Source organism: Phenylobacterium sp., from assembly GCF_035276905.1.
Taxonomy (GTDB): domain Bacteria; phylum Pseudomonadota; class Alphaproteobacteria; order Caulobacterales; family Caulobacteraceae; genus Phenylobacterium.
Genome location: NZ_DATELG010000258.1, coordinates 1 through 17,632 on the forward strand (window position 1 = coordinate 1; position 17,632 = coordinate 17,632).

21 protein-coding genes and 1 tRNA gene are annotated in these 17,632 nt (G+C 70.9%); 7 read left to right on the plus strand and 15 right to left on the minus strand.

Translation table 11 applies throughout. The features are described from left to right. Positions 1–1,397, minus strand: a 1,397-nt coding sequence (locus VJS38_RS12110; protein WP_324088403.1) for a TolC family outer membrane protein, incomplete at its 3' end; no start/stop codon positions are given. Positions 1,398–1,558: 161 nt separating this feature from the next. Beyond that, positions 1,559–2,128, minus strand: coding sequence for a protein-L-isoaspartate O-methyltransferase (locus tag VJS38_RS12115; protein WP_324088404.1), 570 nt, complete (start codon positions 2,126–2,128; stop codon positions 1,559–1,561). Positions 2,129–2,252: 124 nt separating this feature from the next. On the opposite strand from VJS38_RS12115, the gene VJS38_RS12120 reads away from it, so the two are divergent. Further along, positions 2,253–2,326, plus strand: a tRNA-Cys gene (locus VJS38_RS12120). Positions 2,327–2,525: 199 nt separating this feature from the next. Here VJS38_RS12120 and VJS38_RS12125 read toward each other — a convergent pair. The 4 genes from VJS38_RS12125 to VJS38_RS12140 form a co-directional block, all read right to left on the minus strand. After that, the gene (locus VJS38_RS12125; protein WP_324088405.1) at positions 2,526–2,786 is read right to left on the minus strand and encodes a hypothetical protein; all 261 of its coding nucleotides are present in this window, start codon (positions 2,784–2,786) and stop codon (positions 2,526–2,528) included. Between the two features lie 119 nt (positions 2,787–2,905). Next, the gene (locus VJS38_RS12130; protein ID WP_324088406.1) at positions 2,906–3,781 is read right to left on the minus strand and encodes an aldose 1-epimerase family protein; all 876 of its coding nucleotides are present in this window, start codon (positions 3,779–3,781) and stop codon (positions 2,906–2,908) included. Between the two features lie 57 nt (positions 3,782–3,838). Then, a complete protein-coding gene (locus VJS38_RS12135) occupies positions 3,839–4,003 on the minus strand; it encodes a hypothetical protein (protein ID WP_324088407.1) in 165 nt (54 codons plus the stop codon). A 29-nt stretch (positions 4,004–4,032) separates the two neighbouring features. Then, on the minus strand, positions 4,033–5,034 hold the full coding sequence (locus VJS38_RS12140) for a YafY family protein (protein WP_324088408.1): 1,002 nt from the start codon (positions 5,032–5,034) through the stop codon (positions 4,033–4,035). Positions 5,035–5,107: 73 nt separating this feature from the next. Here VJS38_RS12140 and VJS38_RS12145 point away from each other — a divergent pair, with 73 nt between their 5' ends. Next, a complete protein-coding gene (locus tag VJS38_RS12145) occupies positions 5,108–5,407 on the plus strand; it encodes a hypothetical protein (protein ID WP_324088409.1) in 300 nt (99 codons plus the stop codon). Between the two features lie 72 nt (positions 5,408–5,479). Then, positions 5,480–6,379 carry a glycosyltransferase family 2 protein gene (locus VJS38_RS12150; RefSeq protein ID WP_324088410.1) on the plus strand — a complete coding sequence of 300 codons (900 nt, stop codon included), beginning with the start codon at positions 5,480–5,482 and terminating at the stop codon, positions 6,377–6,379. A gap of 6 nt (positions 6,380–6,385) precedes the next feature. Here the strand turns inward: VJS38_RS12150 and VJS38_RS12155 are convergent, their stop codons facing one another. The 8 genes from VJS38_RS12155 to fabD form a co-directional block, all read right to left on the minus strand. Then, positions 6,386–7,801: a Mur ligase family protein gene (locus VJS38_RS12155; RefSeq protein WP_324088411.1), complete on the minus strand. Its 1,416-nt coding sequence runs from the start codon at positions 7,799–7,801 to the stop codon at positions 6,386–6,388. A gap of 291 nt (positions 7,802–8,092) precedes the next feature. After that, positions 8,093–8,743, minus strand: coding sequence for a guanylate kinase (gene gmk, locus VJS38_RS12160; RefSeq protein ID WP_324088412.1), 651 nt, complete (start codon positions 8,741–8,743; stop codon positions 8,093–8,095). A gap of 9 nt (positions 8,744–8,752) precedes the next feature. Next, positions 8,753–9,634, minus strand: a complete 882-nt coding sequence (locus VJS38_RS12165; RefSeq protein ID WP_324088413.1) for a YicC/YloC family endoribonuclease — start codon at positions 9,632–9,634, stop codon at positions 8,753–8,755. Beyond that, positions 9,634–10,671: an endolytic transglycosylase MltG gene (gene mltG / locus VJS38_RS12170; protein ID WP_414692441.1), complete on the minus strand. Its 1,038-nt coding sequence runs from the start codon at positions 10,669–10,671 to the stop codon at positions 9,634–9,636. The genes VJS38_RS12165 and mltG overlap by 1 nt, the downstream gene beginning before the upstream one ends. Then, on the minus strand, positions 10,668–11,951 hold the full coding sequence (gene fabF / locus VJS38_RS12175) for a beta-ketoacyl-ACP synthase II (protein WP_324088414.1): 1,284 nt from the start codon (positions 11,949–11,951) through the stop codon (positions 10,668–10,670). The genes mltG and fabF overlap by 4 nt, the downstream gene beginning before the upstream one ends. Positions 11,952–12,039: 88 nt before the next feature. Beyond that, the gene (locus VJS38_RS12180) at positions 12,040–12,279 is read right to left on the minus strand and encodes an acyl carrier protein (protein ID WP_012522113.1); all 240 of its coding nucleotides are present in this window, start codon (positions 12,277–12,279) and stop codon (positions 12,040–12,042) included. 134 nt (positions 12,280–12,413) lie between these two features. After that, positions 12,414–13,154 carry a 3-oxoacyl-[acyl-carrier-protein] reductase gene (gene fabG / locus VJS38_RS12185; RefSeq protein ID WP_324088415.1) on the minus strand — a complete coding sequence of 247 codons (741 nt, stop codon included), beginning with the start codon at positions 13,152–13,154 and terminating at the stop codon, positions 12,414–12,416. 23 nt (positions 13,155–13,177) lie between these two features. After that, entirely contained in the window at positions 13,178–14,122 is a 945-nt protein-coding gene (fabD, locus tag VJS38_RS12190) for an ACP S-malonyltransferase (RefSeq protein ID WP_324088416.1), read from the minus strand. A gap of 111 nt (positions 14,123–14,233) precedes the next feature. On the opposite strand from fabD, the gene VJS38_RS12195 reads away from it, so the two are divergent. From VJS38_RS12195 to rplI, 4 genes are all read left to right on the plus strand, one after another. Continuing rightward, on the plus strand, positions 14,234–14,794 hold the full coding sequence (locus VJS38_RS12195) for a peroxiredoxin (RefSeq protein WP_324088417.1): 561 nt from the start codon (positions 14,234–14,236) through the stop codon (positions 14,792–14,794). Positions 14,795–14,988: 194 nt separating this feature from the next. After that, positions 14,989–15,372, plus strand: a complete 384-nt coding sequence (gene rpsF, locus VJS38_RS12200) for a 30S ribosomal protein S6 (protein WP_324088418.1) — start codon at positions 14,989–14,991, stop codon at positions 15,370–15,372. Then, complete coding sequence (rpsR, locus tag VJS38_RS12205; RefSeq protein ID WP_324088419.1) at positions 15,373–15,645, plus strand: 30S ribosomal protein S18; 273 nt, start codon at positions 15,373–15,375, stop codon at positions 15,643–15,645. Positions 15,646–15,658: 13 nt separating this feature from the next. Further along, a complete protein-coding gene (rplI, locus tag VJS38_RS12210; protein WP_324088420.1) occupies positions 15,659–16,243 on the plus strand; it encodes a 50S ribosomal protein L9 in 585 nt (194 codons plus the stop codon). A 266-nt stretch (positions 16,244–16,509) separates the two neighbouring features. On the opposite strand, the gene VJS38_RS12215 is transcribed toward rplI, so the two are convergent. After that, a partial coding sequence (locus VJS38_RS12215; protein ID WP_324088421.1) for an NAD(P)H-hydrate dehydratase occupies positions 16,510–17,632 on the minus strand: 1,123 nt, incomplete at its 5' end.

Below are 17,632 nucleotides of genomic sequence, written 5' to 3' on the forward strand. Positions count from 1 at the left end.
AGCCCCGGGCCGATCGCCGGCTCCCGGCCCATCTCGTGGGCCTTCGGGATCGGCGGATAGGCGACCGCACCGTCGAGCAGGCCGATCGGCTCCTCCCACGGCACCCAGCCCCAGGTGATCCGCAGCCGGCGGTAGTTGGCCTTGGGGTCGTACTGCGGCTCGCTGGGGACCAGGTTGCGCGCCTCGAGCCGGCCCATGGCGGCCAGCACGTTGGCGGTCGCGACATATTCGTCGTGCACGGCGGAGGTCTGGCTGAGCTGGGCGGCGCGCAGCTCCTGTTCGGCGTTCAGCACGTCCAGCGTCGAGCGCAGGCCGACCTGCTCCTCCTCGTGCGTGCCCTCGGCGGCGATGTTGGCGGCGCGCACCTGCTGGTCGGTCGACGCGACGTTGGCGCGGGCGGCGATCAGCTGGTTCCAGCCCTGGGTGATGGTCTGCAACACCGAGCGGCGCTGCGTCTCGATGGTGATCTTGTCGGCATTGTTGCGCTCGATAGCCGCGCGGATCCGCGAGCTGGTGAGGCCGCCGGTGAACAGCGGCACGGTCACCGTGAGGGCGGCCGAGGTCTCCGTATCGTACTGGCTCCGGATCCAGGGATCGAGCTGGCCGTTGAAGCTCATCGTGCTCTGGAAGGCGACGTCGGGCATCCGCTCGGCGCGGGCGGCGGCGACGCGCGCCCGGCTCGCCTGTTCGGCGAATTGCTGGCCGCGCAACACCGGGCTGTTCTGCTCGGCGATGGTGAAGGCGTCGTCGACATTGCCGGGCATCAGGTAGGCCAGCGACGGGACCGGCTCAAGTTCGCCCGGGTTGTGGCCCACCAGGGCGGCGTAGCTGGCCCGGCTGATGGCCAGCTGCGCCTGCGAGCTCTGCAGCGAGGCCTGCGCGCCGGCCAGGCGGGTCTGGGACAGGGCCACGTCCGTGCGGGTGACCTCGCCCACGTCGAACCGCGCGCGCGATTCGTCGAGCTGGGCCCCCAGGACCTTGACGTTCGCCTCGTGGATGACGACCGCCTGCTGGTCGCGCAGCACGTCGGCGTAGGCCTGGATCACCGCCTGCATGAGCTGGGCCTCGAGCCGGCGTAGGTTCTCCCGCCCCTGCAGCACGTCGGCGTTAGCCGCCGTCACCGACGCCGCGGTGCGGCCGCCGGTCCAGATCGGCTGGTTGAAGGACAGGATGGCCTGACCGGTGTTCCCGCGCTCGATCGTCTGGAACCGTTGAAAGTGGCTTAGCGCAGCGGCCGGGGTGCGGATCTCCTGGTAGGTGCCGGTCGCCTGCAGGGTCAGCGTCGGCCGCCAGCCGGTCCGGGCCTGGACGTACTCCTCGTCGGTCGCCCGCTGGGTGGCGCGCTGGGCCTCGATGTTCGGATTGGTCCGGTAAGCCTCGGCGACGGCGTCGGCCAAGGTCTCGGCGCCCGCCGGAGCGGCCGCCGCCACAGCGGCAAGGAGACAAAGGCTCGTGGTTAACAAACGCATGCGCAGCCTATGAGGCATTAGCGATCCCGATACTACTAACGCGGACCTTAACCTTCACATAAAGCTTGAGGGATGCGTTTAGGTCACCCCTAAAATGCAAATCCCGGACGGGTTTCGAAGCCGGCCAGAACCGGCGGAAAGGCGTCGAACAGGTCGCGCCGGCCGATTCCGTCGTCGGAGCGGACATAGAGCACCGCCTGGCCGACGATTCCGTCGCGCTCGACGACGCCCAGCCGGCCGCCCATCGCCAGCCCCTTCAGCCAGGCGTCCGGCGCACGGCCGACGGCGCCTTCAACGACGACGAGGTCGTAGGCGTCCGGGGCCACCGAGGTCAGGTCCGCGCCGTCCAGCCGCTCCACCGCCACGCCCATCGTCTCGATCACCGCCGCGGCGTAGGGCGCGTTGATCGCCAGGCAGCGCTCGCCCGGCATCGGCCGCAGCGCCTGGATCAGCTTGGAGACGTCGCGCGGCTTGAGCAGCCAGCGGCCCGGCGCGTGCTCGGCCTCCAGGTCCGCGTAGGCGAGATAGGCCTTGCCCTCGGGCATGAAGTTCTCGCGCGGGATCGTCCGCATGGCGTCCTGGATTCGCACGTCGGTGACGTCATTGGTGCGCACCTGGCTTTCCACCATGTTCAGGCGGGCGGCGGCGAAGTCGGCCATCGTGTCCTCGGGAAGTTCCTCTGGCCGGCTTATAGGTCTGCGCCGTGGCCTTAGGCAATCAGCCGGTTCGCGAAGAGGCGATTGCCGAGGCCCCTCGCTTCTGTTAGCGATCCGCCCCTCCGGCGGCCTGATGGCGGAGTGGTGACGCAGCGGACTGCAAATCCGTGCACCCGGGTTCGATTCCCGGTCAGGCCTCCAACCTTCCCATGACACGATCGCATACTCAGTTTGGGGGCGTCGCCGCACCCCTACGGCTGAGCTTAGTGAATTCGTAACAGCGTTCGACCACCCTTGTTTCGGCCGCGACACACCTCCGTCCATTCGCGGCTCAGGAGTGTGACTTCGGCCCCGCGCACAACCCTCTCGCGGGGCCGTCTTTGTTCGCTGCGGCCGCTCGTCAGGCCCGGTGGCCGGCGCTGTAGGCCAGGATGGCGGCGGTCAGCACCGGCATGGCGACCAGGATGCCGACGTTCGCCAGCACGCAGAGCCCTGCCAGCACCGGGCGGCGGTTGCGGAACGCCGCGACCGCGGCCTCGCTCATCACGCCGGTGATCGGGCCGAAGACGACCCACGGAGCCAGGCGCAAGGCGCAGAGCGAGACGCTGCGGACGGAAAGCTCCGACCGGCGGGCGGCGATCGATTTCAGCTTCTGCAGCATGCGCCCTCCTTAAGCCCGCTTCGGGACGTCGCCGACGCGGTCAGAGGCCGGCTCGCACGAACCATGCCACAGGGTTTACGAGGCGTTAACAGCCAAGCTTGGTTAACGAACGATAAAACTCAGTCGAGGCGAACAGACATGCTGAACGCCTGGCGCTCGCCCGGCCCCAGCACCGCCAGGTCGGACATCTCGGCCAACGGACCCGACGCCTGCGCCTCGGCCGGCAGGCTGCCCCACGGCTCGATGCAGACGTAGGGTGCGCCGGGTTTGGTCCAGACGCCCAGGTGCGCCAGGCCCGCCCAGGCGATCGACAGCCAGCGTCCGCCGTCGGCGCCGAATCGCAGGGCGCGGCTGGCCGGAGCCTCAAAGATCATCGCATCCTCGACGAAGAGCTGGTCGCGCAGCGCCAGCCGGCGGCCGTCGACGGGGTTCGCCCGCGGTGCGGCGTCCAGCAGACCCTCGGCGGTCAGCCGGCGAAGCGGTCCCGACTCGGCCTCGGCGAACGCGATCGCATGAGCCTCGCGCGCGGCGCCGCCCGGCAGCGGCCAGCGGAACGCCGGGTGGAAGCCGAACGCCATCGGCATCGGCTCCCGCCCCCGGTTCTGCACCTCGGCGGTCATGGTCAGCTGCGGCCCGGCGAGGGCGAACTCGGCCTCCAGCACGAAGTCGAACGGGTAGGCCTTGCGGGTCTCGGCATCGGCCGCGAGACGGAAGCGAGCGCGGTCGGACGCCTGGCTCACCAGCTCGAAGGCCCGTCTGCGGGCGAAGCCGTGCTTGGCCAGATCGAACGTCCGGCCGTCATGGACGAAGCGGTCCTCGGGCAGCCGGCAGATGATCGGAAAGAGCAGCGGGGCGCGGCCGCTCCACCAGGCCGGATCGCCCTCCCATAGGAGGTCGCGCCCGTCTGCGTCGCGCAACGCCCAGAGCTCCGCGCCGAAGGGATCGATCTGCGCCGTCAGCTCCGGCGAGGCGATGGTGACGATCTCGGCGCTCATGGCCGACCACCGATCACGCGTCGGGGTGGATGGGCAAGGCTGAACGCCCTGCCGGCGTCAGCCTCCGCGCTCGCGCAGGATCTGCAGCGCCAGCCGCGGGCGGATCAGGAAAAGGCCGATCCACAGCCCATAGGCGGCGGCGCGGCGCAGGCGGCTGGCGGCGCGACGGCGCGGGCGGATCTCGGTCTCGAAGAGCTCGGCGTAGTCGGCGCAGATGGTCATGGGGATCTCCTCGTTCACTACGAGAACGCCTAGGCCGCCCCTACGTCAGATCCGGACGCATGACAGCGGCGCGCGGTCTCGATCTCCACGAGCAGGGTCCGCCGCAGGATCTCCGGGGCCACGACCCTCACCTTGTCGCCCCAGGTGAACAGATGCCAGGCGAGCTCGCGCATGCCGCTGGCGCGGAAGCGCACCATCACCGCGCCGTCGTCCTTCGGCTCGACCCGCTGGTTGGAGTGGAAGCGCCAGCGCAGGGCGTCCTCCGCCCCCTCCGGCGTGATCTCCAGCACCACGTCCTGGACCGCATCGTGATAGATGCCGAAGCTCTCGTCGGCGTAGTCCTGCAGCGAAAAGCCGTCGGGCCGCACCGCGGCGGCCTCCAGCACCCCGACGTCGTGGATCCGGTCGAGCCGCCAGTTGCGGGGGCCGCCGTCGGCGTCCTCCTGGGCCACCAGGTAGTTGGCGCGCCCGAACAGCAGGCCGAAGGGCGTGACCTCGCGCACCCGCCCCGGCGTGGAGCCGCCCTCGTAGCGGAAGCGCAAGCGCGACATCGACTTCAGCGCCTCGCGGATCGTCGCCAGCACCTCTTCATCCTCAAAAGGCCGGGGACCGGCGTTGACGGCGATGGTCTCGGCCTGCAGCAGCGCCTCGAGGTCCGGCGCGAGCCGGCGGCGCGCCGCGGCCCGGGTCGCCGACAGCACCTTCTGCTCCAGGCTGCGCAGCGCGCCGGCGCGGGCATGGGCCCCCTGCGCCGCCAGCATCTCCGCCGCGGCGTTCACCGCCGCCAGCTCCTCGGCGGTCGGCGCCTGGAAAAGGCCGTCGAGGCCGGCCGGGATGCGGAACCGGCGGGTCGGCGGATCGTCGACCTCCTCCAGCTGCGGGAACACCTCGCGCACGGCGTCGCGCATCCGCTCGGCGGTGCGCCGGCCGACGCCCAGCCGCTCGGCCATCTCGTCCAGGGTGAGCCCCTCGGCGGTGCTCGCCAACAGCCGGGCGAGTTCCAGCAGGCGGCCGGCCTTCTCGTGTCGCATCAGCAGTACGTCCGTTTCTGTCGCACCCAGGGATCAGAACCGAAACCGACCCGATCTGCAACGGAGATCCCCGATGCGCCGCCGCTTCTCTTCCAACCGCGCCTTCGCCCCCTCGCGCCTCGCCCGCCCAGGCCCCGCCCCGCTGCCGGGCGCGATCGTCGACGCGGTCCTGCGCTACCACGACGAGGTGCAGGACCAGGGCTGCGGCCGCTCGCTGCTGCGCCTCAGCTCGCGCCGGCTGCACGACGCCGAGGTCGAGGCGGCGCTGGGCGAGCACGCCGGCCGGGCCGCGGGCGTCTCGATTCTATGGAACGAGCACGAGGGCGAGATCATTCGGGTGCTCGAATCCAGCGCCCCGCGTCTCGCCGCCTGACCGGTTCAGGAACCTTGACCAGGGCGCAGGGGTTCAGGCTGCGGACGTAGCGGCTTAGCGGGGTGAGCGGCGATGGGCGACGTGGTGCGGATCGACGTCGGGGTCTGCACCTACCAGCGCGAGTCCGTGGCCGAGACCCTGGCCTCGCTGGGCGCGCAGCAGCTGCCGCCGGATGTGCGCCTGCACGTGATCGTCGCCGACAACGAGCCCACCCCCGCCGCCGAGGCCCGCGTGCGCACCGCCGCGGCGATCCACCGGCTGGACCTGGCGTACGTCCACGCCCCGGCCCGCAACATCTCACTGGCGCGCAATGCGGTGCTGGACGCGGTCAGGGGCGATTACCTGGCGCTGATCGACGACGACCAGGTCGCCGCGCCGGACTGGATCGCCAGCCTGCTGGCCGCCGCCCGCGCCCAGGACTGCGCCGCCGTGCTCGGTCCGGTGACCGCGGTCTACCCGCCGCAAACGCCGAGGTGGATCGCCTCGGGCGACTTCCACTCCTTCCGCCCCGTGAGGGTCGGCGGCCGGATTCTGAAGGGCTACAGCTGCAACGTGCTGATCCGCATGGACATCGTGCGCCGCGCGGGCCTGCGCTTCGACCTGTCGCTCGGCCGGATGGGCGGCGAGGACGACGATTTCTTCTACCGCCTGACGGACGCCGGCGGGGTTATCGGCGAGGCTCCGGCGGCGCGAGTGTTCGAGCCGGTGCCGGCCTCGCGCGCCAAGCTCGGCTGGCTGCTCCGCCGGGCGTTCCGCAGCGGCCAGAGCCACGGCCGCCGCCAGCTGCGCCGCGCCCTGCCGGGCCGGCTGATCCAGCTCGTGCTCGCCAGCATCAAGAGCGCCGCCTGCTTCGTCGGGGCGGCCGTCATGGCGCTGTTCCCCGTCAGCGGCCGCCGCTGGCTGGTCCGCGGCGCCCTGCACGCCGGCGCGGTCGCCCGGCTGGCGGGGATCAAGGAGCTGGAACTTTATTAGAGGCGCCTACGCCGCAGCCTCCCGCGCAGCGTAGAGCTCATCGAAGACCGGCGGCAGGGCCTCGGGCAGGCCCAGCAGCGGGCCGGAGGAGAGCAGCAGCACCACCTCGTCGCCGCGCAGGCCGCTGAGGCGGCCGATCGCCTCGTCGGCGGAGCGCACGCCTGCGACCGGGATCCCGGTGGCCGCCACGCGGTCCAGGATCTCCTCGAAGGTCGACTGGTTGTGGCTGCCGGCGCCATGGCTGGGCGGCGGGGCGATCAGCACCCGTGCGGCGCCGGCGAACACCGTGTCGTACCAGGAAAGGGCGTCGCGGCTGCGCCAGGAGAAGGTGTGCGGCTCGAAGACCACGACCAGCGGCCGGGCGGGATAGTGCAGCAGCATGGCCTCGATGGCCGAGCGCGCCTTCTCGTAGGACGAGCCGAAGCCCTCGATCACCGGCGCCCGGCTGGTCGTCGTCAGCCGGTCGAGCCGCCGGCGGATGCCGCCGAAGCTGGCGACGGCCTGGGCCAGCGCCTGCTCGCCGACGAGGCCGCGCTCCAGCAGGTAAGCCGCCACGCCGATGATGTTCTCGATGTTGTGCTCGCCGAGCAGGCTGGTGGCGAGCGCCAGCTTGCCGCCGTCGGGCGCGACCAGGGTGAAGCGGGAGGTCTCGCCGTAGACCACCTTCTCGGCCCGCCAGCCGTCCGCGGCCAGGGTGTCGTACCAGACGACGCGCGCCTTGGTCTCCGCCGCGATCGCGCGGATCGCCGGATGGTCGCGCGCCACCAGCAGCCCGTCGCGCGGGATCAGCCGCAGCAGCTCGCGGAACGGCGCCTCATAGTCCTCGAAGGTCGGGAAGACGTTGACGTGGTCGTGCACCAGCGAGGTCAGGAGCACGTCGCGCGGATGGTAGAGCACGAACTTCGAGCGGCGGTCCGCCGGCCCCACGATGTACTCGTCGCCCTCCAGCACCACCTGCGGCGCCGAGCCCCAGTGGCCGGTCGCCGGCAGCGACGGCGAGATCGCGCCGATCATCCAGCCGGCGTCGACCCCAGCCTCGCGCAGGATGTGCGCCATCAGCGCGGTGCAGGTGGACTTGCCGAAGGAGCCGGCCACGACGGTGTTGCGGCGGGTTTCCGTGGCTTCGCCGACCAGCTCCGGAAAGGTGGTGATGCGCACGCCCCGGCGGCGCGCCTCGGCGACCTCGGGGTTGTCCTCGCCGCCCAGCTTGGCGCTGGCGCCCAGCACCAAGAGGTCGAGGCCGTCCGGCAGGTTGGCGGCGTCGAACCGGCGGCTGAACGGAAAGCCCAGGCCCTCGACATAGGTCGACATCGGCGGGAAGACGTCCTCGTCCGAGCCGGAGACCTCATGTCCGGCGTCGCGCATCATCAGGGCCGCCGCGCTCATGCCGGCGCCGGCGATCCCGGTGAAATGGATGCGCATGCGAGGCCCCTCCCTGGTCTGATGAAGCTGACTACCCCAACAGCCGCGCCGCGCCAGCGCGACACGCCGCCGCCGTAGCGCCGAGGCTGGCCATTTCGCCGTGAGTCGCGCCGCACGCGGGAGGTGCAGCCTGGAAAATTGATCGTGCACGAACCACACGAACCACACGAACAGGTGCGGTTGAGACTGTGCCGGTGAGGTTCCAAGACCTGACGTCCACCGCGTCAGGCCCCTCGACCCGTTCGTGTGGTTCGTGTGGTTCGTGGACAATTATTGCGGGGGCGACGCCGCCTACACCTTCTCCGCCAGCAACCCCTCGACGAACGGTTCGGCCCAGGTCTGGCGGTCGCGCTTCAGGCGCTCGGCGTGGTAGATGTGGGCGAGGTCGGCATAGGCGTGGTCGTAGTCGACGTTGACGATGACGTAATCGTAGGCGCGCCACTGGGCGATCTCGCCATAGGCCCGTTCCAGCCGGCCTTCGATCACCTTCTGGCTGTCCTGGGCGCGGGCGTGCAGGCGCCGGGAAAGCTCGTGCATCGACGGCGGCAGGATGAACACCCGCACGCAGTCCTCCGGCAGCTTGCCCGCGACCTGCTCGGCGCCCTGCCAGTCGATGTCGAACAGCACGTCCTTGCCCGCGTCCAGGGCCTCCGTCACCGGCTGGCGCGGGGTGCCGTAGCGGTTGCCGTGGACGTTCGCCCACTCCAGGAACTGGTCGTCGCCGGCCATCTCCTCGAACTGGTCCGGCGAGACGAAGAAGTATTCGCGGCCGTGCTCCTCACCCGGCCGCGGCGGCCGCGTGGTCGCCGAGATCGACAGCATCAGGTCGGCATGGTCGGCCACGAGCCGGCGCGACAGCGAGGTCTTCCCCGCGCCCGAAGGCGAGGAGACGATCAGCAGCAGGCCCCGGCGCTTGCGCGGTTGTTCGAGGTGAACGCTCATCCTTGCGTCCTACTCCACATTCTGGACCTGCTCGCGGAACTGCTCGATCACCGCTTTGAGATCGAGGCCGACGGCGGTCAAGGCGGAGAGCGCCGACTTCGAGCAGAGGGTGTTGGCCTCGCGCATGAACTCCTGGGTCAGGAAGTCGAGCCGGCGGCCCACCGCGCCGTCGGAGCCCAGAAGCCCGCGCGCGGCCTCGATGTGGCCGCCCAGCCGGTCGAGCTCCTCTCGCACGTCGGCCTTGACCGCGAGCGCGGCCGCCTCCTGGACGATGCGGTCCTCGCTCACCGCCTCGCCGGCGAGCTCGGTCATGCGCCGCTGGAACCGCTCCTTGATCGCCGCGGGCTGGCCGGCGGCCAGGTCCTGCGCCTGGCCGACCAGCTGGGCGATGCGCTCGACCAGCCCGCCCAGGACGCCTGCTAGCGCCCCGCCCTCCTCCCGGCGCGCGGCCAGCAGGGCGTCCAGCGCCGCAGTGATCGAGGCGGCCATGGCGGCCTCGAGCGCGGCCTGGGCTTCGGGGTCCTCCAGCATGTCGGCGGCCTCGATGACGCCGCGCAGCGCCAGGAGACCGTCGAGGCGCGGCGCCGCGGCCATGCCGGTCGCCACATAGGGCGCGCCGGCGGCGAGGTAGCGCTCGAGCTGCTCGACGTTCACCTGCACCGCGGCGGCGGCCTCGGCGCGCCTGGCCTGCAGGCCGATGGTCAGCTGGCCGCGCTGGAAGCGGGCCTGGGCCCCCTCGCGCGCGGCGCGCTCCAGCCCTTCGAAGCCCGGCGGCCCACGGAACCGCACCTCGAGGTTGCGGCCATTGACCGAGCGGGCCTCCACCGCCCAGCTCCAGGCGCCCGATGCGCCCTCCGTGCGGCCGAAGCCGGTCATGCCCGAGATCGCCATCAGCCCGTTCTCCCCTGCCCGTTCAGTCGTTGACGCTCGAGCTCGCGCCAGCGGGCGACGTTCTTCTGATGCTCGGCGAAGCTGGAGGCGAAGACATGCCCGCCCTGGCCGTTGGCGACGAAAAACAGCTCGGTGGTCTTCGGCGGGTTGAGCACCGCCTCGATCGCCGCGCGCCCCGGGTTGGCGATCGGCGTCGGCGGCAGCCCGGTCATCTGGTAGGTGTTGTAGGGCGTCTTGGCCGCCAGCTCGCTGCGGGTGATGCCCCGGCCCAGCGGCCGGCCGCCCGAGATGCCATAGATGGTGGTCGGGTCGCTCTCCAGCCGCATGCCGGCGCGCAGCCGGTTGATGTAGACCGCCGCGATCCGCGGCCGCTCGGCCGGCAGCGCCGTCTCCTTTTCGACGATCGAAGCCAGGGTCACCGCCTCCATGCGCGTCGCGAACGGCAAGCCGGCCTGGCGCTGCGGCCAGAGCTTGTCGAGCAGCTTGTCCTGCGCGTCCGTCATCCGTTTGAGCACCGTTGCGCGGTTCTCGCCACGGCGCACCTCGTAGGTCTCGGGCAGCAGCGCGCCTTCCGCCGGCGGCGCCGCGACGCCGGTCAGGACGATGTCGCGCGCGACCGCATCGGCGGCCATCTCGCTGGTCCAGCCCTCGGGCACCGTGAGCAGGTGGCGCACGACGCGCCCGGCGCGGATGTCGGCGAGGATACGGGCCATGGAGGCGCCGGAGGGGAACTCGTACTCGCCGGCCTTCAGCGAGCCGCCGCCGAGCTTGGCGGCGACGACGAACAGCGGCTTGGAGCGGATCACGCCCGCCGCGGCCAGCTCGTCGGCGACGCCGGTCACGCCGGCGCCGCGCTTCAGCCAGACATCGGTCACGGGCGTCTTGGCCGCCGGGCCGGGCCCGATGTAGCTCCAGACCGCCCAGGCGCCGCCGACGAGCGCCGCGAAGAGCAGACCCAACAGGGCGAGGCGTGGCCCGCGGCGGCCCCGCGGCTTCTTCGCCGCGGCGCGCTTGCGGGGGCGACGCTTGGCCGTCACGCGACCTTCTTGAAGACCACGGAGGCGTTGGTGCCGCCGAAGCCGAAGGAGTTGGACATGGCCACCTCGATCTTCATCGGCTTGGCCTTGTAGGGCACGAGGTCGATCTCGGTCTCGACCGAGGGATTGTCGAGGTTGATGGTGGGCGGTGCGATCTGGTCGCGGATCGCCAGGCAGGTGAAGGCCGCTTCGATCGCCCCGGCGGCGCCCAGCAGGTGGCCGGTGGCCGACTTGGTCGAGCTCATCGTCAGCTTGGCCGCGGCGTTGCCGAGCAGCCGCTCGACCGCGCCCAGCTCGATCTCGTCGCCGAGCGGCGTCGAGGTGCCGTGGGCGTTGATGTAGTCGATGTCGCCGGCCTGGATGCCGGCGTCCCTGATCGCCGCGCGCATGGCGCGGAAGCCGCCGTCGCCGTCCTCGGCGGGCGCGGTGATGTGGTAGGCGTCGCCGGCCATGCCGTAGCCCGCCACCTCGGCGTAGATCTTCGCCCCGCGCGCCTTGGCGTGTTCGTACTCCTCCAGCACCAGGACGCCGGCGCCCTCGCCCATGACGAAGCCGTCGCGGTCCTTGTCGTACGGCCGGCTGGCCTTCTGCGGCTCGTCGTTGAAGCCGGTGGACAGCGCGCGGCAGGCGATGAAGCCGGCGATGCCGACCTTCACCACAGCGGATTCCGCCCCGCCGGCGATCATCACGTCGGCGTCGCCGTACCTGATGATCCGGGCCGCGTCGCCGATCGCGTGGGCGCCGGTGGCGCAGGCGGTGACCACCGAGTGGTTCGGTCCCTTGAAGCCGTGGCGGATCGAGACCTGGCCGCTGGCCAGGTTGATCAGGGCCGAGGGGATGAAGAAGGGCGACACCCGGCGCGGGCCCTTCTCGGCCAGCTCGATGGCGGTCTCGGCGATGGGGCCGAGGCCGCCGATGCCGGAGCCGATCATCACGCCGGTCCGCTCGCGGCCCTCGTCGTCCTGCGGCGCCCAGCCGGAATCGCGCACCGCCTCGTCGGCCGCGGCGATGGCGTAGAGGATGAAGTCGTCGACCCGCCGGCGGTCCTTGGCCGACATGGTCTGATCGGGATCGAACGAGCCCGCCACGTCGGGCCCGCCGCCGCCGCGGCCGTCGACCCGGGGCACCTCGCAGGCGACCTTGCAGGCGTAGTCGGTGGCGTCGAAGGCGGTGATGTTCCCGGCTCCGGACTTGCCGGCCAGGATCTCCTGCCAGGCATGCTCGGTCCCCTGCCCGAGGGGCGTGACCAGACCAATTCCAGTGACGACGACACGACGCATGCGCGGACCTCAAACGAAAGCCGCCGCGGCCAGGGATCGAAACCCAGCGTCGCGGCGGCCAAAAGCTTAAGCGAATCAGTGCGCTTGCTTAAGCGCCCAGGCGCTCCTGGATGAACTTCACGGCGTCGCCGACGGTCTGGATGTGCTCGGCGGCGTCGTCGGGGATTTCGATGTCGAACTCCTCCTCGAAGGCCATGACCAGCTCGACGTTGTCGAGGCTGTCGGCGCCCAGGTCGTCGATGAAGCTGGCCTTTTCGGTGACCTTCTCCGGATCGGCGTCGAGGTGCTCGATGACGATCTTACGGACGCGTTCTAGAACGTCGGACATTCGGTAGGTCCCTCAAGGCTTGGTAGTGCAGTTGCATCGGCGACGATGACGGCGAAGTCAACTGTCGCGGTGATTTCGCGGTTTCGGCCGCCGGGTAGCATGTTCCTCTGAGCGAGGCGAGCGCCAGATAGCGTTCAGATCATGGCCATCCCGCCGTTGACGTGCAGGGTCTGTCCGGTGACGTAGCCCGCCTCGGCGCTGGCGAGGTAGACGCAGGCCGCGGCGACGTCGCTCCCGGCCCCCAGCCGCCCCGACGGAATGGTCGAAAGGATCTGGGTTTTCTGCTGCTCGTTGAGCGCGTCGGTCATCGGACTCTCGATGAATCCGGGAGCCACGCAATTCACGGTGATTCCCCGGCTGGCGACCTCCTGGGCGAGCGCCTTGGAGAAGCCGATCATCCCCGCCTTGGAGGCGGCGTAGTTGGCCTGCCCCGGGTTGCCGGTGACGCCGACCACCGAGGTGATGCCGATGATCCGGCCGAAGCGGCGCTTCATCATGCCGCGCATGGCCGCGCGCGACAGGCGGAAATAGCTCTCCAGGTTGACCTCGATCACCTGGCGCCAGTCCTCGTCCTTCATCCGCAGCAGGAGCCCGTCCTTGGTGATGCCGGCGTTGGCCACCAGGATGTCGATCGGGGCGCCGGCCGCGCCCTCGGCCGCCTCGATCAGGCCGTCGACGGCCGCGGGGTCGGAGAGGTTGGCGGCGACCGCGCAGGTCCGCTCCCCGAGCTGGCCGGCGAGATCCTGCAGCACCGCCTCGCGGGTGCCCGAGAGCACCACGCGCGCGCCCTGGGCGTGCAGGGCGCGGGCGATCTCGGCGCCGATGCCGCCGGTGGCGCCGGTGACGAGGGCGGTCTTGCCGGTCAGGTCGAACATGGCGGCTCCTTGTAGAGTCTTGTTCAGAGGGTTCGGGCGAAGGCTTCGAGGTCGGCCGGCGCGTTCAGCGGCAGCGCCTCGGCGTCGGGGGCGAGCCGCTTGACCATGCCGCTCAGCACCTTGCCGGCGCCGGCCTCGGCGAAGCGGGTCACGCCGCCCTCCCCCGCCATCCACTGCACGCTCTCGCGCCAGCGGACGCGGCCGGTCACCTGCTCGACCAGCAGGCGGCGGATCTCTTCAGGGTCGTGCGCCGGCCGGGCGGTGACATTGGCGACCACCGGCGCGCGCGGAGCTGCGATCGAGGCGGCGGCCAGGGCCTCCGCCATCTCGTCGGCCGCCGGCTGCATCAGCGGGCAGTGGAAGGGGGCCGACACGTTCAGCGGTATCGCCCGCGCGCCCAGTTCCTTGGCCCTCTCGATCGCCCGGTCGACCGCGGCCTTGGCGCCGGAGATCACGACGTTGCCGGCGTTGTTGTCGTTGGCCACGACGCAGACGCCGAGCTCGGCGCCGGCGGCGGCGGCCTCTTCGGCCAGCGCCACGTCGGTCTTCGGCCCGATCAGCGAGGCCATGGCGCCGGCGCCCACCGGCACGGCGCGCTGCATCGCCTGGCCGCGAAGCTTCAGCAGGCGGGCGGTCTCGGCCAGGCTGATCGAACCGGCCGCGGCCAGGGCCGAATATTCACCCAGACTGTGACCTGCGACGAAGGCGGCCTTGTCGACGCCGACGCCGAACTCGCTCTCCAGCACCCGCATGACCGCCACGCTCACCGCCATCAGCGCGGGCTGGGCGTTCTCGGTCAGGGTCAGCTGGTCCTCCGGCCCCTCGCGCAGCAGGCGCGACAGGTTCTGGCCGAGCGCGTCGTCGACCTCCTGGAAGACCTCGCGGGCGACGGCGAAGGCCTCGGCCAGGTCCTGGCCCATGCCGACGGCCTGGCTGCCCTGGCCGGGGAAGAGAAAGGCAAGGCTCATGAGGCGGTCTCCGCGCCGTCGAATCCGAAGCGGCGAGGGTTAGGAAATTTGACGACCAGCCGCAAGACGCGGGAAATCAGCTGGAAACTCGTCATGATCGGAAGGATCGCCATGAAACGTCTCCTCGCTGCGGCCGCCGTCGCGGCCCTCGCCGTCGCCGCCCCCGCCTGGGCGGAGCTGCAGCCGGGGGCCAGGGCGCCCGACTTCCAGGCCCAGGCCTATCTCGCCGGCAAGCCCTTCAACTATCACCTGGCCGACGCCCTGAAGCAGGGGCCGGTGGTGGTCTACTTCTTCCCCTCGGCGCACACCGCCGGCTGCAACGTCGAGGCGCACCTGTTCTCCGAGGCCATCGACCAGTTCAAGGCGCAGAAGGCCACGGTGATCGGCGTCACCGCCGGCAAGGTGAGCGAACTGGCCGATTTTTCGAAGGAGACCGAGCACTGCGGCGGCAAGTTCCCGGTCGCCGCCGATCCGGGCGCCAAGATCGCCAGGCAGTACGACGCCCCACTGAAGATGGCGGGCATGACCATGCCGGCCGGCCTTTCGGCGCGGACCTCCTACGTCATCGCGCCAGACGGCAAGGTGCTGTTCGCCTACTCCGACCTGAAACCGAACGACCACGTGGCCAAGACGCTGGACGCGGTGAAGGCCTGGCGCGCCAAGCATCCGTAACAAGCGCCGGTACGCCCCCGAAATTCCTTGCTCCGCCAAGGTTTTTCCCGTAAACGCGCGCCTCTTCACGGAAGGCGGTCTCACGCGGAACGCGAATGGGTCGGGACCCCCCCGACCGCCGCGCTGAGAGCCATCGTTTCCGGCGGACCTTCCGCCGCCGGACGCGCCGCCCTCCAGACCGGAAGAAGGAAACTATGGCTCTCTACGAACACGTGGTCATCTCGCGGCAGGACATCTCGCCGCAACAGGCCGAAGCGCTCAACGACCAGCTGAAGGCGCTCATCGAGCAAGGCGGCGGCGCCGTCGCCAAGATCGAGTACTGGGGTCTGCGCAACCTGACCTACCGGATCAAGAAGAACCGCAAGGGTCACTACTCGCTGCTCGCCATCGACGCCCCCGCCGAGGCGGTGAAGGAGATGGAGCGCCAGCTGTCGATCAACGAAGACGTGCTGCGCTACCTGACCGTCCGCGTCGAGGAACTCGACCTCGAGCTCTCCCCCATCCTCGCCCGCCGCGATCGCGACCGCGATCGCCCGCGCGACGACAGCTTCCAGCCCTCCGAAAGGGAGGTTCGCTAAATGTCTGAAGAAGCCTCGGCCGCTCCGGCCCCCGCCGCTTCCGGCGGCGCCCGTCGCCCGTTCTTCCGTCGCCGCAAGGTGTGCCCGTTCTCCGGCGCCAACGCGCCGAAGATCGACTACAAGGACGTCAAGCTCCTGCAGCGCTACGTCTCCGAGCGCGGCAAGATCGTGCCCTCGCGCATCACCGCGGTCTCCGCCAAGAAGCAGCGCGAGCTGGCCAAGGCCATCAAGCGCGCCCGCTTCCTGGCGCTGCTCCCCTACGTCGTGAAGTAAGGGAGACAGGCATATGAAAGTCATTCTGCTCGAACGCCTCGAAGGCTGGGGCTCGCTGGGCGACGTGGTCACCGTGAAGGACGGCTACGCGCGCAACTTCCTCCTGCCGCGCAACAAGGCGCTGCGCGCCAACAACGCGAACCTGAAGGTCTTCGAAGCCCAGCGCGCCGAGATCGAGGCCCGCAACGCCAAGGCCAAGGAAGCCGCGGGCCGCGCCGGCGAGAAGCTCGACGGCACGTCCTACGTCCTGATCCGTCAGGCGGGCGAGAGCGGCCAGCTCTACGGCTCGGTCTCCGGCCGCGACGTCGCCGACGCGATCAACGCCGAGGGCGGCAAGGTCGAACGCGCGATGGTCGCCATGGACAAGCCGATCAAGGCGATCGGCATGCACGAGGTGAAGGTCCGCCTGCACCCGGAAGTGGCCGTCACCGTGACGGTCAACGTGGCCCGCAGCCAGGACGAAGCCGATCGTCAGGCGCGCGGCGAGAACGTCATCTCCAGCCAGTTCGAAGAAGAACGCCTGGCCGCCGAAGAGGCCGCCCAGGACCTGCTCGAAGGCGGAGCCGGCCAGATCGAAGGCGACTACGCGCAAGCGTAAGCCGACCTCGACGGTTCAAGATCACGGCGCGGGAGCGATCCCGCGCCGTTTTTCTTTCCTCTCCCGCGTCGCGGGAGAGGGAGACCGCGCGCCGAGCGAAGCGTAGAGCGCGGGGTGGAGAGGGCAAGCGGCCGCCTGAGCGGTTCAGCTGCGATATCTGATGCTTTCGAGGTGGCGACCGCCCTGCCCGCGGCTTGCCCTCTCCACCATCCGCTCTTCGGCGGATGGTCCCCCTCTCCCGCGTCGCGGGAGAGGAACAGATGGACCTACCGCTCCTCCCACAGCCTGCGCAGCACCCCGGGCGCCAGCCCCGGCAGGTCCTCGGAGATCAGGCCCGGGCCGTATCCCTCCCCCGCCTCGGCGTGGATCCAGGCCGCCGCACAGGCGGCTTCGAAGCTCTCCATGCCCTGGGCGATCAGGCCGCCGATGAAGCCGGCCAGCACGTCGCCGGAGCCGGCGGTGGCGAGCCAGGGCGCGCCGTTGACGTTGACCGCCGCGCGGCCGTCGGGCGCCGCGATGACGGTGTCGGGGCCCTTCAGCAGGACCACGGCGCCGGCGCGCTGGGCGGCCTTGCGCGCGGCGGTGATCCGCTCGGGCGTGGCCGCCAGCAGGTTCTTGAACAGCCGCTCGAACTCGCCCGGATGCGGGGTCAGCACATCGTCGCGGTCGAGCACCGAGAACAGCTCCTCCGGGTCGTCGCGGAAGATGGTGATGGCGTCGGCGTCGATCACCAGCGCAGCCCCCGTGCGGGCGAGCGCCAGCACGTTCAGGAGCGTCGTCTCAGTGATCCCCGCTGCAGGGCCGATCACCGCGGCGTCGACATGCTCGGCCCCTTCCTCCAGCTCCAGGTCGGTGTCGAAGCCGCGCAGCATCACCGCCTCCAGGTGGGCGGCGTTCACCGCCAGCGCCTCGCGCGGCGAGAAGATCGTCACCAGGCCCGCGCCGATCCGCAAGCCGCCGCGGGCGGCGAGCCGGGCCGCCCCGGTGCTCCAGGCGTCGCCGCTGACGACGATGAGCCGGCCGCGCTCGTGCTTGTGGGCGGTCGCCTCGGGCCAGGGAAAGCGCGGCAGCCAAAGCTCCGGCCCGTTCTCGAAGAGCTCGCAGCGCGTCGCGCCTAAGCCGATGTCGGCGACGACGACCTCGCCGCAGCGGCCGCGGCCGGGCTCCAGCACGTGCGCCGGCTTCTTGGCGTGGAAGGTGACGGTGAGCGCGGCCGCGACGCTGGGGCCGAGGGGAAGGCCGGTGTCGCCCGGCAGGCCGCTGGGGATGTCGACCGCGACCACCTTCTCCGGCGTCGCCGCCAGGTGCTGGGCGGCGGCGGCGGCGAGGCCGTCCAGCGGGCGCGCCAGGCCCGCGCCGAACAGGCCGTCGACGTAGAGGCCGGGCGGC

Excerpts from the sequence above, each read along its gene's own strand:
- gmk (WP_324088412.1), bottom strand. The coding sequence starts at position 8,743 with ATGAGCGTTCACCTCGAACAACCGCGCAAGCGCCGGGGCCTGCTGCTG.
- rplI (WP_324088420.1), top strand. The coding sequence starts at position 15,659 with ATGAAAGTCATTCTGCTCGAACGCCTCGAAGGCTGGGGCTCGCTGGGC.
- rpsF (WP_324088418.1), top strand. The coding sequence starts at position 14,989 with ATGGCTCTCTACGAACACGTGGTCATCTCGCGGCAGGACATCTCGCCG.
- VJS38_RS12135 (WP_324088407.1), bottom strand. The coding sequence starts at position 4,003 with ATGACCATCTGCGCCGACTACGCCGAGCTCTTCGAGACCGAGATCCGC.
- VJS38_RS12140 (WP_324088408.1), bottom strand. The coding sequence starts at position 5,034 with ATGCGACACGAGAAGGCCGGCCGCCTGCTGGAACTCGCCCGGCTGTTG.
- VJS38_RS12180 (WP_012522113.1), bottom strand. The coding sequence starts at position 12,279 with ATGTCCGACGTTCTAGAACGCGTCCGTAAGATCGTCATCGAGCACCTC.
- VJS38_RS12115 (WP_324088404.1), bottom strand. The coding sequence starts at position 2,128 with ATGGCCGACTTCGCCGCCGCCCGCCTGAACATGGTGGAAAGCCAGGTG.
- VJS38_RS12125 (WP_324088405.1), bottom strand. The coding sequence starts at position 2,786 with ATGCTGCAGAAGCTGAAATCGATCGCCGCCCGCCGGTCGGAGCTTTCC.
- fabG (WP_324088415.1), bottom strand. The coding sequence starts at position 13,154 with ATGTTCGACCTGACCGGCAAGACCGCCCTCGTCACCGGCGCCACCGGC.
- VJS38_RS12155 (WP_324088411.1), bottom strand. The coding sequence starts at position 7,801 with ATGCGCATCCATTTCACCGGGATCGCCGGCGCCGGCATGAGCGCGGCG.
- VJS38_RS12165 (WP_324088413.1), bottom strand. The coding sequence starts at position 9,634 with ATGGCGATCTCGGGCATGACCGGCTTCGGCCGCACGGAGGGCGCATCG.
- fabD (WP_324088416.1), bottom strand. The coding sequence starts at position 14,122 with ATGAGCCTTGCCTTTCTCTTCCCCGGCCAGGGCAGCCAGGCCGTCGGC.
- fabF (WP_324088414.1), bottom strand. The coding sequence starts at position 11,951 with ATGCGTCGTGTCGTCGTCACTGGAATTGGTCTGGTCACGCCCCTCGGG.
- VJS38_RS12195 (WP_324088417.1), top strand. The coding sequence starts at position 14,234 with ATGAAACGTCTCCTCGCTGCGGCCGCCGTCGCGGCCCTCGCCGTCGCC.
- rpsR (WP_324088419.1), top strand. The coding sequence starts at position 15,373 with ATGTCTGAAGAAGCCTCGGCCGCTCCGGCCCCCGCCGCTTCCGGCGGC.
- VJS38_RS12145 (WP_324088409.1), top strand. The coding sequence starts at position 5,108 with ATGCGCCGCCGCTTCTCTTCCAACCGCGCCTTCGCCCCCTCGCGCCTC.
- VJS38_RS12130 (WP_324088406.1), bottom strand. The coding sequence starts at position 3,781 with ATGAGCGCCGAGATCGTCACCATCGCCTCGCCGGAGCTGACGGCGCAG.
- VJS38_RS12150 (WP_324088410.1), top strand. The coding sequence starts at position 5,480 with ATGGGCGACGTGGTGCGGATCGACGTCGGGGTCTGCACCTACCAGCGC.